At 55.0% G+C, this 14498-nt stretch carries 15 protein-coding genes; all 15 read right to left on the reverse strand.

Translation table 11 applies throughout. The features are described 5' to 3' along the window. Window positions 1-25 precede the first annotated feature (25 nt). Window positions 26-691, reverse strand: coding sequence for a leucine efflux protein LeuE (gene leuE / locus KIK84_RS10950; protein WP_214123130.1), 666 nt, complete (start codon window positions 689-691; stop codon window positions 26-28). Next, complete coding sequence (carA, locus tag KIK84_RS10955) at window positions 688-1854, reverse strand: glutamine-hydrolyzing carbamoyl-phosphate synthase small subunit (RefSeq protein ID WP_214123131.1); 1167 nt, start codon at window positions 1852-1854, stop codon at window positions 688-690. Before carA ends, leuE begins: the two co-directional genes overlap by 4 nt. A gap of 201 nt (window positions 1855-2055) precedes the next feature. After that, complete coding sequence (locus KIK84_RS10960) at window positions 2056-2823, reverse strand: TrmH family RNA methyltransferase (RefSeq protein WP_214123132.1); 768 nt, start codon at window positions 2821-2823, stop codon at window positions 2056-2058. Further along, window positions 2820-3455 carry a ribonuclease HII gene (gene rnhB, locus KIK84_RS10965; RefSeq protein WP_284150490.1) on the reverse strand — a complete coding sequence of 212 codons (636 nt, stop codon included), beginning with the start codon at window positions 3453-3455 and terminating at the stop codon, window positions 2820-2822. Before rnhB ends, KIK84_RS10960 begins: the two co-directional genes overlap by 4 nt. A gap of 22 nt (window positions 3456-3477) precedes the next feature. Beyond that, window positions 3478-4662: a lipid-A-disaccharide synthase gene (gene lpxB, locus KIK84_RS10970; protein WP_214123134.1), complete on the reverse strand. Its 1185-nt coding sequence runs from the start codon at window positions 4660-4662 to the stop codon at window positions 3478-3480. 6 nt (window positions 4663-4668) lie between these two features. Then, on the reverse strand, window positions 4669-5463 hold the full coding sequence (gene lpxA, locus KIK84_RS10975) for an acyl-ACP--UDP-N-acetylglucosamine O-acyltransferase (RefSeq protein WP_214123135.1): 795 nt from the start codon (window positions 5461-5463) through the stop codon (window positions 4669-4671). A gap of 41 nt (window positions 5464-5504) precedes the next feature. Further along, the gene (gene fabZ / locus KIK84_RS10980) at window positions 5505-5951 is read right to left on the reverse strand and encodes a 3-hydroxyacyl-ACP dehydratase FabZ (RefSeq protein WP_214123136.1); all 447 of its coding nucleotides are present in this window, start codon (window positions 5949-5951) and stop codon (window positions 5505-5507) included. Beyond that, window positions 5948-6919: a UDP-3-O-(3-hydroxymyristoyl)glucosamine N-acyltransferase gene (lpxD, locus tag KIK84_RS10985; protein WP_214123137.1), complete on the reverse strand. Its 972-nt coding sequence runs from the start codon at window positions 6917-6919 to the stop codon at window positions 5948-5950. The genes fabZ and lpxD overlap by 4 nt, the downstream gene beginning before the upstream one ends. 37 nt (window positions 6920-6956) lie before the next feature. After that, on the reverse strand, window positions 6957-7466 hold the full coding sequence (locus KIK84_RS10990) for an OmpH/Skp family outer membrane protein (protein WP_214123138.1): 510 nt from the start codon (window positions 7464-7466) through the stop codon (window positions 6957-6959). Next, on the reverse strand, window positions 7466-9769 hold the full coding sequence (gene bamA / locus KIK84_RS10995) for an outer membrane protein assembly factor BamA (protein WP_214123139.1): 2304 nt from the start codon (window positions 9767-9769) through the stop codon (window positions 7466-7468). The genes KIK84_RS10990 and bamA overlap by 1 nt, the downstream gene beginning before the upstream one ends. An 18-nt stretch (window positions 9770-9787) precedes the next feature. Next, entirely contained in the window at window positions 9788-11146 is a 1359-nt protein-coding gene (gene rseP, locus KIK84_RS11000) for an RIP metalloprotease RseP (RefSeq protein WP_214123140.1), read from the reverse strand. Window positions 11147-11159: 13 nt separating this feature from the next. Then, window positions 11160-12353 carry a 1-deoxy-D-xylulose-5-phosphate reductoisomerase gene (gene ispC / locus KIK84_RS11005; RefSeq protein ID WP_214123141.1) on the reverse strand — a complete coding sequence of 398 codons (1194 nt, stop codon included), beginning with the start codon at window positions 12351-12353 and terminating at the stop codon, window positions 11160-11162. A gap of 3 nt (window positions 12354-12356) precedes the next feature. Beyond that, entirely contained in the window at window positions 12357-13178 is an 822-nt protein-coding gene (locus tag KIK84_RS11010) for a phosphatidate cytidylyltransferase (protein WP_214123142.1), read from the reverse strand. A 26-nt stretch (window positions 13179-13204) separates the two neighbouring features. Further along, window positions 13205-13918, reverse strand: coding sequence for a polyprenyl diphosphate synthase (uppS, locus tag KIK84_RS11015; protein ID WP_214123143.1), 714 nt, complete (start codon window positions 13916-13918; stop codon window positions 13205-13207). 14 nt (window positions 13919-13932) lie between these two features. After that, window positions 13933-14493: a ribosome recycling factor gene (frr, locus tag KIK84_RS11020; RefSeq protein WP_214123144.1), complete on the reverse strand. Its 561-nt coding sequence runs from the start codon at window positions 14491-14493 to the stop codon at window positions 13933-13935. Between the last annotated feature and the right edge of the window lie 5 nt (window positions 14494-14498).

A 14498-nucleotide genomic window follows, 5' to 3' on the forward strand; every position in this document is an offset into this window, starting at 1 on the left:
AACTACTCTCGCGGATAAAGCTTATTCAATGCAAACTGGCCGTGGCCAGCTTGGCCCCGAACCACAAAAACAAACCACCCACCGCTGCAGACAGCGCAGCAGACAGGCGTTGGCGTCGCCCAAAGCCTTGTGCCAAACGGGCACCGGCCAGAATCAGGGCGGACAGATAGAGAAAGCTCAGCACCATGACGATGCCAGCCAGAATCAAAAACGGAACCCAAGGCTGCTCGTAAGTGGGATCAATGAACTGCACAAAGAACGACAGCAAAAACAAAATCGCCTTGGGATTGAGCAAACTGATGAGGAGCGCACGGCGAAAGGGTTGCTGCATTTGAGGAGCCAGCACAGGCGCCTGTTCATCCACCTGCATGGCTCGCGGCGCACGCCACTTGGCCCATGCACCGCGCAGCAACTGCAAGCCTACCCAGCCCAGATAGGCAGCGCCAGCGTACTTGACCACCATGAACAGCAGTTCATGGGTGTGCAACAGCCCGGCAGCACCTAGCCCCACCAAGGCTAGCAAGATGGAGTCGCCCAAAAAAACGCCGCATGCGGCCTGGTAACCCGGGCGCACACCGCGCCCCGTGGCGACCGACAGCACATACAAGGAGTTAGGCCCCGGCAACAAAATGATGCCTATAGCCCCTACCAAGTAGGTGACGATGTCGGTGACGCCGTACCAGCTACTCATGCGCGCGCTTCCATCAGTTTCACAAAACGGTCGAACAGATAACCGATGTCCTGCGGGCCTGGAGACGCTTCGGGGTGGCCTTGGAAGCTGAAGGCTGGTTTATCGGTCAACTCGATGCCTTGCAGCGTGCCGTCAAACAAGCTGACGTGTGTGGGGCGCACATTGGCAGGCAAGGTTTTCTCGTCCACTGCAAAACCGTGGTTTTGGCTGGTGATGGCCACTTGCCCGGTTTGCAGATCTTTCACAGGGTGGTTGGCACCGTGGTGGCCAAACTTCATCTTGAAGGTCTTGGCACCACTGGCCAGCGCCATGATTTGGTGGCCCAAGCAGATACCGAAAGTGGGGATGTCTTTGGCCAAGAATTCGCGCGTTGCGGCAATGGCGTAATCGCAAGGCTCTGGATCGCCAGGGCCGTTGGAGAGGAATACCCCGTTGGGGTTGAGGGCCAACACGTCCTGCGCAGGGGTTTGTGCAGGCACCACGGTGACCTTGCAGCCGCGCTCAGCCAGCATGCGCAGAATATTGTGCTTGACGCCAAAGTCGTACGCCACCACATGGAAGCGGGGCGACGCTTGCTCGCCATAGCCACTGCCCAGTTTCCACTCGGTTTGCGTCCAGCTGGCGCGCTCTGTGCGCGACACGACCTTGGCCAGGTCTTGGCCCGCCATGCTGGGAGCAGCCTTGGCGGCGGCCACGGCTTTGTCCACGTCCGCACTGGTCACACTGGCGCCAGCAGACAAGGTCATGATGCAGCCATTTTGTGCACCATGGGTGCGCAGGTGGCGTGTCAGTGCACGGGTGTCGATGTTCGCAATCGCCACGCAGTGCTGTGCCACCAAATACTCGCTCAGGGTTTGCGTGCTGCGGAAGTTGGAGGCCACCAGCGGCAGGTCACGGATGATGAGACCGGCGGCAAAAACGCGGCGAGACTCCACGTCTTCCGGGTTAACGCCGTAGTTGCCGATATGGGGGTAAGTGAGGGTGACGATCTGCTGGCAGTAGCTGGGATCGGTCAGGATTTCCTGATAGCCGGTGATAGAGGTGTTGAACACCACTTCACCCACGGTGGAGCCTGCTGCTCCGATGGAATTGCCAACATAGACCGTGCCGTCAGCGAGCGCCAGAATGGCGGTTGGGTGATTTCCCTTGAGCGACAAAAGCACAGTTTTCTCCGAATGGGTTGAGGGATACCCCTTCGCGCTCAAGATGCTCTCTTGGCGGATGCTGCTCTAGGAGGAAATGGGACTTGATGCGGCGGGGTGGAACTGCTTTCAGAAAAGCCTCTCATTATAGCGCGGCTTGCATAGCAACCATATGCAAACGGCGCATTGAAGCGCCAAAAAGCAGCGCTTCCAGCAGCACCATTAGCGCGCCAAACTGCTCGCGTACAAGCAAATCGCTGCGGCAGCCGCCACATTGAGCGACTCTTCACCCCCGGGTTGGGGAATGCTGGCGAAATAACGGGCTTGCGCCATCAAGCTATCGCTAACGCCCTGCCCTTCGTGGCCCATTACCCATGCGCAGGGATGGGGCAGTTGCAGGTCAGGCAGCGACACGCCTTGGTGCGAACTGGTCACTACCAGCGGCACTTGCAAAGCAGCCACCGCGCTGGCATCAACACCCTCGACCAAATGCAGGCCAAAGTGCGCCCCCATGCCAGCGCGCACCACTTTGCCACCCCACAGGGCAGCAGTCCCCTTGAGCGCCAGCACTTGAACAAAACCAAAGGCTGCTGCGCTGCGCAGAATGGAACCAACATTGCCCGCATCTTGCACGCGGTCCAGCACAACCGTGGCCACACCGGCTTGCACGCTGTGCTCAGCAGGCAGTTGCAACACAAAACCGACCTTGGCAGGAGACTCCAAGCCGCTGATGTCGCGAAACAGCACATCAGGAATTACTACAGTTTTGATAGCACGCTCAGCCCACTGGGCGGGCGCTAGCGGCCAAAACGACTCCGAATACACCGCCACCGCTGGCTGCACACCACGCGCTAGGGCGGCAGAACACAAATGGTCGCCCTCTACCCACACGCGCCCCGTATGCCGATAAGCCGTATTGTCTTGTGCGAGTTTGCGCAGCTCTTTGAGCAATGGGTTGTCCCGCGATTGGATGAAAGTGGCTTGTGTCATGCTGTAGTGGTGGTTGGCGCAACATGCATTTGGGCATAAGCGGCGGTTACCGGGGCAAAACTGCGCCGGTGCTCTGGACAAGGGCCCAAGCGCTGCAAAGCATCCATGTGGGCTGCGGTACCGTAGCCTTTGTGCTCGGCAAAACCATAGCCAGGATATTGCAACTCCAACTCTTGGCACCAGCGGTCTCGCGTCACTTTGGCCAAAATGGATGCCGCCGAAATAGCGGGCACCAAGGCATCACCTTTGACGATGGCTTCGGCCAACACATCGAGCGTGGGAAGGCGATTGCCATCGACCAAAACCCGGGTGGGCTTAAGGCGCAGGCCTTCCACGGCCCTGCGCATGGCCAGCATAGTGGCGTGCAAGATGTTGAGCTGGTCTATTTCTTCTACCGTGGCCATAGCCACCGAGCAGCACAGCGCTTTGGCACGAATCTCGTCATACAAGCGTTCGCGTTTGGCGGAGGTGAGTTTTTTGGAATCGGCCAAACCCACAATGGGGTTTTGATCGTCCAAGATCACTGCGGCGGCCATTACCGGCCCAACCAGTGGGCCGCGCCCCGCTTCGTCTACTCCAGCCATCAAGCCCGGCGTGTCCCAGCATAGTGCTTGCTGTGGATTGGCTGCCAAACGAACCCGACTGGCGGCAGGCTTAACCACGCTCAGGCTCCAGCAGCTGCGCAATGGCAGCGCCAGCCAGCGCCGGCGTATCGCGCAGCAAGTCTTGGTGCAATTGGGCAAAGGTAGTCTGCACATCCTGCACTTCGGCACTGGCAGGATTTTGCAAACACTCTAGCCACTGCAGCACTGCGCGGGCCAATTGCTCCGGGCTGGCTTGGTCTTGCAGCAGCTCGGGCACCACAAAACGCTCGGCCAAAATATTGGGCAAACCCACCCAAGGCTGCAGGCGCTTGCGGCGCATGAGCTGCCACGACAGCCATGCCATGTGGTAAGCAATGACCATGGGCTTTTTGTACAGTGCAGCCTCCAGCGTGGCCGTGCCGCTGGCGATCAAGGTCACATCGCACGCTGCTAGCACTTGGTGCGATTGGCCATTGACGATGTGCACATGCGCTTGCACGCCTGCATTCTGAGCTGCCTGCTCTACCAGCGAGCGCAAACCCGGTACCACAGGCACTACTATTTTGATAGCAGGCCTAGCTTTCTGCACAAGGCTGGCAGCCCGAAAGAAGCGCTCCGCCAAATGGCGAACCTCAGACACCCGGCTACCTGGCAACAAGGCCAATACACGGCCTTCTGGTGGCAAACCCAATGCTTGGCGTGCCGCCAACTGGTCTGCCTGCTGCGGGATGACTTGGGCCAGCGGATGACCCACATAGCTGGCCGCAATCCCATGCTGGGCCAAGAGTGCAGGCTCAAAAGGAAACAAGCACAGCACATGGTCGGCACTGCGGCGGATGCGCTCCACCCGCTCAGGGCGCCATGCCCAAATAGAGGGACACACAAAATGCGCCGTACGCACGCCTTGCTGGCGCAAGCGTTCTTCCAACTGCAAGTTGAAGTCAGGCGCATCCACCCCAACAAACAAAACAGGCTTTTCTGCCTCTGTAGCCAATAAACGCTGGGCCAACTGGTCGCGTATGCCCACAATTTCGCGGTAGCGCATCAGCAGCTCCCAGCTAAAACCGTGCACCGCCAGTTTGTGATGCGGCCACCAAGCCTCAAAACCTTGCTCGGCCATGCGTGGACCACCTATGCCTTGGGCTTGCAAATCAGGCCACTGGTGGCGCAAACCCTGGAGCAACAGACCTGCAAGCAAATCACCCGAGGTTTCACCCGCCACCATGGCGATGCGGTGTGCAGCAGTAGCTACCATGCTGGTTTAGCGCACGATGCCGCGCTGCGGCGTGGTTTGGGACAAGAAGTCCAGCATCATGTCCACGTCCACTTGGGTTTCGGGCTGGGCTTGGGCAATAGAAGCGATGCGCTCTTTGGCACCATCCAGGGTCAAGTCATCGCGGTACAGGGCTTTGTGCATGGCTTTGACGCCCGCGATGCGCTCGGGCGTGAAGCCTCGGCGGCGCAGGCCTTCAAAATTCATAGAACGGGCGGCGGCTGGTTGCCCTTGGCACATGACAAACGGTGGCACATCACCAAACAGCAGCGAACACATGGCCGTCATGGCGTGGGCACCGATGCGCACAAACTGGTGCACTACGGTATAGCCCCCCAATATCACCCAATCACCCACTTGCACATGCCCAGCTAGCTGAGCGTTGTTGGCAAAAATGGTGTGGCTACCGACCACGCAATCGTGCGCCAAGTGGGTGTAGGCCATCATCCAGTTGTCATTACCCAAGCGGGTCACACCACCACCTTGCACGGTGCCAATGTGGTATGTGCTGTACTCACGAATGACGTTGCGGTCGCCAATGATCAACTCACAGGGTTCGCCAGCGTATTTTTTGTCTTGGTTGTCCGACCCGAGTGACACGAACTGGTAGACGCGGTTGTTATCACCGATGGTGGTATGCCCTTCGATGACACAGTGCGAAGCGATGCGGGTACCTGCACCGATGCGCACATGCGGTCCGATGAGGGTGTAGGGCCCCACCTCCACAGTACTGTCGAGCTGTGCTGCGGGGTCGATCACGGCGGTCAGGTGTATCCGGCTCATGCGGCCTCCTCTGTGTAGATGAGTAGTAGCAAAGTTAAGGCTTAAGCAATGGTGCGCATGGCGCAAGTCAGCTCGGCTTCCACGGCCACTTCACCATCAACCAACGCTGCTGCCTTGAATTTGAAAATACCCGCTTTCATACGCAGCATTTCCACTTGCAAAATGAGCTGATCGCCGGGTTCGACGGGACGCTTGAAGCGTGCGCCATCAATGCCTGCAAAGTAGTACACCGAGTTCTCGTCCGGGGAGGCGTCGAGTGCGTCAAAGGCCAACAAAGCCGCCGCTTGCGCCAAGGCTTCGAGCATGAGCACGCCAGGCATCACGGGGCGGTGTGGAAAATGCCCATTGAAGAAGTCTTCGTTGATGGTGACGTTCTTGACGGCTTTGATGCTTTTGCCCTTTTCCAGCTCAATCACACGATCAACCAGCAAAATGGGATAGCGATGGGGCAATTGCTTGAGTATTTTGTGAATATCCATGACTGTCATGATTGTGCTTTTTCCAGTTGTTTGATGCGATCGCGTAGCGCGTGCAAGTGCTTGAGCGTGACGGCATTGCGCTCCCAGCTGGCGTTGTCATCCAGCGGAAAGATGCCGGTGTACTGCCCGGGCTTATGAATAGAACGGCTGACCACAGATGCCGCTGAAATATGAACGTTGTCGGCCAAGCTCAGGTGACCCAGCACCACAGCGCCGCCCCCTATGGTGCAGTTGGCGCCGATGGTAGCCGAACCAGCCACCCCCACGCAGCCAGCCATGGCGGTATTTTTGCCTACACGCACGTTGTGGCCGATTTGGATCAAATTGTCCAACTTGACCCCATCTTCGATGACGGTGTCGTTCAAAGCACCGCGGTCTATGCAGGTATTGGCTCCGATTTCCACATCATCACCAATACGAACCGAGCCCAATTGTTCGATTTTTTCCCACCGCTCACCGTCGGGCGCAAAGCCAAAACCATCCGCCCCAATCACCACACCTGCATGCAACAAGCAGCGCTGCCCTATCACACAGTCTCGACCCACGGTGACACGTGATGCCAGTCGCGTGTGGGCACCTATGCGTGCACCTGCCTCCACCACACAGAGCGGACCGATGCATGCACTGGAATCCACAATGGCCAATGGATCGACCACTGCCGAGGGATGGATTGATCCATTGACGGGAATTTGTCCGAACACTGTTTTTTTCCACCACTGAGTCAAGTGCGCGTAGTACAGGTAAGGCTTGTCGGCCACGATGCAATCGCCACGCTCTATAGCCAACTCTTGCATAGCGGGCGATACGATGACACAGCCAGCCTGCGATGCGAGCAATTGCTGCTGGTACTTGGGATTGCTGAGAAAAGCGATCTGGGTGGGAGTAGCGGACTCCAAAGGGGCAATCGCATCGATGACCCGCTTCGGATCACCGTGCAATGTGCCACCCAGCGCTGCAATGATGTCGGCGAGGATCACCTCTTACCTCCCCGCGAGTGGATCAGTAAAGCGTGCTTTACTTGGCTTGATTCAAGATTTTCAAAACCTTGTCAGTGATGTCGTTGCGGCCACTGCTGTACGCCACACCGTCTTGGATCACGATATCGTATTTGTCTGCATCAGCCACTTGCTTAACGGCTTTATTGGCTGCCTCCAGCACTTTTTGCAACTCTTCATTGCGGCGGCTGTTCAAGTCTTCTTGAAACTCACGCTGTTTGCGTTGGAACTCGCGATTGAGATCGTTGAATTCTTTTTGGCGGGTTACCCGTTGGGTTTCGCTCAATGTTGGCGCATCGCGCTCAAAGCGCTCGCTCATGCTTTTGAGAGTCTGTTGGGTATCTGCCAACTCCTTTTGACGCTTGGAAAACTCTTGCTCCAAACGGGCAGTAGCTGCCTTGGCAGGTGCAGACTCCGAGGTAATACGCTGGGAGTTGATGGTTGCCACACGTGAGTCTTGTGCATGCGCGATCGAATGGGACAGCAACACTGACAGAGCAACCACGCCGAAAAATTTAAAGGCTTGCATTAGAAAGAGGTTCCGATCTGAAATTGGATGTTTTGGATTTTATCGCCAGAAAAATGCGACAGGGGTTGGGCAAATGCAATGCGCAGTGGGCCGACTGGGGAAATCCAGCTGATACCAACCCCCATGGAAGAACGCATGTCTTGCAGCTTAATGTCTTCATTCTCGCCGTAAATGCCTCCTGCATCCATGAAGAAATATGCACGCAAGCTCTTGTCATAGCCGCCACCAGGCAAAGGGGTCAACCACTCGGTATTTACCACAACGCGTTTAGTACCACCGTAATATGTTGAACCCGCATCGCGCTGTGTACCCGTGGTCAATGTACTTTGCTCATAGCCACGCACCGACCCCAAACCACCCAAATAGTAGTTTTTGAAGATCGGGTATGCGCGATCTCCTGTGGAAGCGCCTACAGACAACTCTGTATTCAGTGCAAACGTAACTTTTCGGGTGACTTCCACAAAGCGCTGCATTTGCAAGGTTCCACGGGCATAGCGCGTGTCCCCCCCCACACTCCATTCGGCACTGGTGCGCAAAATACCACCGCTACTGGGAACCAACGCACTGTCACGGGTGTCGCGCGTCCACCCCAAAGTCAAGGGCAAATACTGCGCCGAGTACCCGTAGCTATCGACGTAGTTGGTATAGACGGTTGGCATGTATGTGCCATCCAGAATCAAGTTCTTCTCGGCACCAACCCCGAGATAAATCGTGTCGTTGTCCGATACAGGCAAGCCAAAACGCATACTCACACCATCGGTTTCCAAACCGTAGCTGCTGGAATCGTAATCTGAGTAGGGACGGTAGGTGCGCTGGTACAGGTCAAAGGTACGCGACACGCCATCTTCTGTGAAGTACGGATTGGTTGTACTGAGTACCGTCGTTCGACTTGTTTTGCTGGTATTTAACTCCAAGCCCAAGGAATTACCAGAACCGAATGCATTGTCCTGCTTAAAACCAAAGGTCAGACCCAATCCATCAGCCGAGGAGACACCGGCTCCCAAGCTCACACTGCCAGTTGGTTTTTCTGCCACGGTCACCAGCAAATCCACCTGATCCGGTGAATCAGGTACTTCTTGCGTGTCTATTGATACATCCGTGAAATACCCCAAACGGTTCACCCGTTCGCGAGAAACACGAATTTTTTGACCGTCATACCACGAGGCTTCAAACTGACGAAACTCGCGCCGTATCACTTCATCACGGGTACGGTCGTTGCCTGCCACATTGATGCGGCGAACATACACACGGCGAGAAGGTTCAGACACCAAGGTCAAAGCCACTGTGTTGTTGCTGCGATCGATATCGGTACGCACCTCGGTGCGTGCAAACGCGTAGCCAAAATTGGCAAAATAGTCGGTAAACGCCTTGGTCGTTTTGGTCACATCATTGATGTTGTACGCACCACCAGCCTTGATGGTGATAAGGGATTGAAACTCAGGCTCCTTACCCAAGTAATTACCAGCCAATCGAATACCAGATACAACATATTTGGCCCCTTCAGACACGTTGATGGTGATATCAATCGCTGTTTTGTCAGGAGAAATTTCAACTTGGGTCGAGTCCACCTTGAACTCCAAGTAGCCTTGTGAGAGGTAATAGGAGCGCAATGTTTCCAAATCAGCATTGAATTTGGCACGGGAAAAACGATTGGATTTGGTGTACCAACTCAACCAATTACCGGTATTCATGTCGAGCTGATCCAACAAATCCGACTCGCTAAAACCTTTGGAACCAACAATGTGGATAGAGCGAATCTTGGCGGTTTCCCCCTCCACCACCGCAAAACTAATGTTGACCCGGTTGCGCTCCAATGGCGTGATGGTGGTGACTACCTCGGTGGAGTACATACTCTTGCTGATGTATTGGCGCTTGAGCTCTTGCTCAGCCTTGTCAACCAGCGACTTGTCCAACGGTCGCCCATCGGTCAAACCAATTTCTTTGAGTGCCTTTTTCAATGTGTCTTTGTCAAACTCACGCAGTCCCACAAAGTCCACATCGGCAACAACTGGGCGCTCCTCAACCACAACCACCAACACATCACCTTTGGCTTCGATGCGCACGTCTTTGAACAAACCCAAGCTGTACAAAGAGCGAATAGCAGAGGAAGCTTTTTCATCGGTGTAGGTATCCCCTGCACGCAACGCAATCGAGGCAAATACCGTTCCAGGCTCTACCCGCTGCAATCCCTCGACGCGGATGTCTTGTACTACGAATGGATCAAGTGCCCATGCCGCATGCGTCAGAGCGCTACCAATCACTGCGCCAGCTATCCAACGCATGGGTTTCACAATTTTTTTCATCAACAACTTCCTAGCGTATCAACCGATCAAACGGTTCACATCGTTGTACAGCGCGACCGACATCATGAGTAGCAGCAATGCCACTCCTACTCGCTGCAAATAATCCAACCAAATAGCTGGCAACGGACGACGAGCCACTGCCTCACAAAGATAATAAAGTAGGTGCCCACCATCCAAGACAGGCAATGGCAACAAGTTCAAAACGCCTAAGCTGACACTTACCAAAGCCATGAAGCTGACATATTCCACCCATCCAAGGGCCGCGGTTTTACCCGCGTAATCAGCAATCGTAATGGGGCCACTCAGGCTACGCCATGAGGTATGCCCAATCACCATGCCCCATAGGCTGCGCAGACTCATCTGCACCACGTCCACCATGTGCTGCGCGCCACGCCACAAGCCATCCAAGCCAGCATGGCGTACCAGCACCATCTCGGGTGCCCGACCAAGCGCAGCGCCAACGCGAGGCAGACGCTCGCTCTGGACTTGTTCCCAACGAGGCGTCACGGCTATGTCCATCAACACGCCATTACGACGAACTTGCCAAGTTTGGGTTTGTGCTTGGCTTTGGCGTATCCACAAGCGCAGTTGCGCGGCATCTTCCACCAAACGTCCATCCACACGAAGCACCTCATCGCCTGCCTGCAAACCCGCTTGTGCTGCTGCGGAATTGGGCACTACCGCCTCAATAACGGCGGGCGTATAAAATCCTTGCCATCCTAACTGGGCCATAAAGCGTGCGTCTTCCAGCGCCGTGTTGGCGAAGGCTTGCAAGGACAGTGTTTTATCCAGAGGTGTGCTGTGTCCTAGTTGCTGCACACTGAACACCAACCCCTCTTGCTGCCCCAAAATGGCTTGCACTACATGCCAACGCACATCGTCTAGAGATTGCACAGGATGGGAGACTTCATCATTCATGGCACGCACGGCCAACACGCGATCTCCCGCTGCAAAGCCTGCTTGCTGTGCTACAGAGGCAGGTACGGGACTAGGCAATTGGGCAACCACTTCTTGCTGACCGACCCAATTAACCAAGGCGTATAGCATCCATGCCAACAACAAATTCGCCAGAGGACCGGCAGCCACAATGCAGGCACGCTTGTACAAAGGTTGCCGATTGAACGCCAAATGTTTCTCTGCATCGATGACGTCACTCTCTTGTTCATCGAGCATGCGTACATAGCCGCCCAGTGGAATCGCACTCACACAGTATTCGATACCCGACACAGGCGAAACCTTGCGCCATACCACAGGCCCCATGCCAATGGAAAAGCGCAATACCTTGACACCACACCAACGAGCCACAGCAAAATGACCGTACTCGTGCACAGCGACAAGCACAACAATGGCAAATAAAAAAGCCAAAAGGGTCAACATGGCAAGTCCTTGGTCAATCGGTTCCGCAGCGAGCCAGCCATTCATGCGCTACAGCACGCGCTTGCTTGTCCAGTTCCAATAAGTCTTGCAGATTGCTAGGTTGGCTAGGCAAGACGCGCTCTAAGGTATTCGCATTCACTAGGTGAATCTGGTCAAAACGAATGCGTTTATCTAGGAAAGCCTGTACCGCCACCTCATTAGCAGCATTGAGCACAGCCGTAGTCCCAAATGGTGCCCGCATACTATCCCAAGCCAATTGCAAACCGGGGTAGCGCTGCTGATGCCCAGGGCTGCTTGCATCCTCAAAAGTCAAACCCTGCAAACGAGCAAAGTCCAAAGCACTAGCGCCCGATGTCACACGCTCGGGCCATGAAAGACCATAGGCAATAGGGCCGCGCATGTCAGGCGTTCCCAATTGCGCCACCACAGAGTTATCTACGTACTGCACCATAGAGTGAATCACACTTTGTGGGTGTATGACCACGCGAATGCGATCTGGTTCCATGCCAAAGAGGTAATGAGCCTCAATAACCTCCAAGGCTTTGTTCATCATGGTGGCTGAATCCACGGATATCTTGCGCCCCATCACCCAATTGGGATGGGCGCACGCTTGCTCTGGCGTAACTTGGCGCAATGCAGCGGGTTCCCAAGTCCGAAATGGCCCACCAGAAGCCGTCAAAATAATGTGGTCTACATCCACACTCCAACGCGCCCGATCCATCGGCAAGGACTGAAAGATAGCCGAGTGTTCACTGTCGATAGGCAACAACTCTGCTCCACCCTTGGTGATAGCCTGCATGAACAAATCGCCCGCGACAACGAGTGCCTCCTTGTTCGCCAACAGCACACGTTTACCTGCGTACGCAGCCGCCATGGTCGCAGGCAAACCTGCGGCACCTACGATGGCAGCCATCACAGCATGCACGCGCTCATCCTGCGCGACCTCAAGCAACGCTGTAGCTCCCACCAGAACGCGCGTAGAAGAAGCGCTATTAGCCAAGCGCAGCTCCAAATCCCGTCCCGCATCTGGATCCACGACCACCGCATAAACAGGGTTAAAGCGCAAACACTGCTCTAGCAAACGATCCACATTGCGATGCGCAGTCAAAGCAAAAACTTGCCACCGATCTGAATGCCTAGCCACCACATCCAAAGTATTCTGACCTATCGATCCCGTAGCGCCGAGCACCACCAACTGTTGCACCATCGCTTATACCCCCACCAACCACAATGCCATGGGCAGAACAGGCAACAGCGCATCCACCCGATCCAACACACCACCGTGACCAGGCAGCAAGCCACTACTGTCTTTAGCACCAGCACTGCGCTTAACCAACGACTCCAACAAGTCCCCCATCACGCTGGCAACAACCAAGAAAACCACAGCCAGTGGCCATAACCACATGAGATGTTGCTGCAAAGAGAAAAATACATGCACCACAGACCACTGCTGCATTGCCCATGCAAAGGCCAACACACACAACAACCCGCCAATCGCACCTTCCCATGATTTGCCCGGACTCAAGCTGGGGGCGAGTTTGCGCTGAATCCAACGCCCGCCAAAAGCCTTGCCAGAAAAATAGGCCATGATGTCAGCAATCCATACCAAAGACATGGTGGTCAATAAAAATGGAATGCCCATAGCCTTGGCTTTTACCGCAGCAAACCAAGCCACTGCAATCAAGCACCACCCGAGCAACAGACGCACACCCGCAGGAATGGAACTCCAAGCAGAGACGCCACGGTGCATGCACCATGCACCACCGAGCATCCACAGTGCTGAAACCCACAGCCACAGCCAAGAAGGCAATTGCAAGTGGAACCATAAAGCTATAGCACAGAGTACTGCCACTGCGACAGTACCCAACCAAACCAGCCCACTTTGGGTTGTATTGAGCCTCCCCCATTCCCACGCAGCAGCAACCATGGCAATGGCTGATACCACACCAAATGCCAATCCCGAGGACTCCAGTACTGCAGGTATCAGGATGAGGAGCAGCACCAATGCCGTCCAAACACGTTGCTTCAGCATATGGACTCCATGTGCAAACTCACTGTTTAGGAACCCTTGCGAACTTGCTCTGACGTTTTGCCATAGCGTCGTTCACGCTGCGCAAAATCATGCAACGCTGCATCTAAGGCCTTTTCATCAAATTCAGGCCACAGCAAGGAGGAAAAATACAGTTCGGCGTAGGCAGCTTGCCAGAGCAAAAAATTACTCAGACGGTATTCGCCACCCGTGCGAATAATCAGATCAGGATCCCGACTGGGTCGCAACGGCAAAGCAGCATCCAAGGCTGTTTCGCTAATTGCTTCTCCATTGGCTTGCAAGCGACGCACACCCTCCGCAATTTCCCAACGCGCCCCATAGTTGAAGCACACATTGAAGTGCAGACCTTGATTGGCAGCAGTCAACTCTTCCGCTTGCTGTAGGCCTTTTTGTACTTTGGCGGACAAGTGGTTACGCTCACCAACAAAACGCAGATGTACGCCATCTTGATGCAGTTGGGGAACCTCTTTGGCCAAACCATTGGCCAGCATTTCCATCAAGCCGTCCACTTCGTCAGCAGGACGCCCCCAGTTTTCAGACGAAAAAGCGAAAACCGTCAAAGTATCGATACCTCGAGTAGGACATACTCTAACGATGCGTCGCAAGGCCTCAAAGCCCTGCTTATGTCCAGCCAACCGTGGCAAAAAGCGCTGGGTCGCCCAGCGGCCATTGCCATCCATCACAATGGCCACATGCAAAGACATGGATGCAGTAAAACTCATGCTATGGACAGTCTTTAGACCGCCATGATGTCCTGTTCTTTGCTGGCAACCAGTTTGTCAATTTCTTGGATGTGCTTATCGGTCACTTTTTGAATGTCCGCTTCGCTGCGTTTCTGGTCGTCCTCGGATGCCAATTTGTCTTTCACCAGCTTTTTGACAGCTTCATTGGCATCGCGGCGGATATTGCGGACAGCCACTTTGGCGGCCTCACCTTCAGTACGAACCACTTTGGTTAATTCCTTGCGTCGCTCTTCTGTCATAGGAGGCATAGGAACGCGGATCAAATCACCCATGCTGGCTGGATTCAGACCCAGATCACTTTCGCGGATCGCCTTCTCGATTTTGGCACCCATGCCTTTTTCCCAAGGCTGTACGCTGATCGTGCGAGCATCCAGCAAAGACAAATTGGCAACTTGGCTCAAAGGCACCATGGAGCCGTAATAGTCCACATGCACTGTGTCCAACAAAGCGGGGTTGGCACGACCTGTGCGAATTTTGGTCAGATTGTGCTTGAACGCCTCAATAGATTGATCCATTTTGGCGTCCACGTTTTTCTTGATATCAGCAATCGACATGTTTT

The organism is Curvibacter sp. CHRR-16 (genome assembly GCF_018474005.1).
Lineage (GTDB): Bacteria > Pseudomonadota > Gammaproteobacteria > Burkholderiales > Burkholderiaceae_C > Allorhodoferax.

Bases quoted from the DNA above. Each gene is read 5' to 3' on its own strand.
- leuE (WP_214123130.1), bottom strand. From the start codon at position 691: ATGAGTAGCTGGTACGGCGTCACCGACATCGTCACCTACTTGGTAGGG.
- KIK84_RS10960 (WP_214123132.1), bottom strand. From the start codon at position 2,823: ATGACACAAGCCACTTTCATCCAATCGCGGGACAACCCATTGCTCAAA.
- lpxB (WP_214123134.1), bottom strand. From the start codon at position 4,662: ATGGTAGCTACTGCTGCACACCGCATCGCCATGGTGGCGGGTGAAACC.
- lpxA (WP_214123135.1), bottom strand. From the start codon at position 5,463: ATGAGCCGGATACACCTGACCGCCGTGATCGACCCCGCAGCACAGCTC.
- fabZ (WP_214123136.1), bottom strand. From the start codon at position 5,951: ATGACAGTCATGGATATTCACAAAATACTCAAGCAATTGCCCCATCGC.
- KIK84_RS10990 (WP_214123138.1), bottom strand. From the start codon at position 7,466: ATGCAAGCCTTTAAATTTTTCGGCGTGGTTGCTCTGTCAGTGTTGCTG.
- bamA (WP_214123139.1), bottom strand. From the start codon at position 9,769: ATGAAAAAAATTGTGAAACCCATGCGTTGGATAGCTGGCGCAGTGATT.
- rseP (WP_214123140.1), bottom strand. From the start codon at position 11,146: ATGTTGACCCTTTTGGCTTTTTTATTTGCCATTGTTGTGCTTGTCGCT.
- ispC (WP_214123141.1), bottom strand. From the start codon at position 12,353: ATGGTGCAACAGTTGGTGGTGCTCGGCGCTACGGGATCGATAGGTCAG.
- KIK84_RS11010 (WP_214123142.1), bottom strand. From the start codon at position 13,178: ATGCTGAAGCAACGTGTTTGGACGGCATTGGTGCTGCTCCTCATCCTG.
- uppS (WP_214123143.1), bottom strand. From the start codon at position 13,918: ATGAGTTTTACTGCATCCATGTCTTTGCATGTGGCCATTGTGATGGAT.
- frr (WP_214123144.1), bottom strand. From the start codon at position 14,493: ATGTCGATTGCTGATATCAAGAAAAACGTGGACGCCAAAATGGATCAA.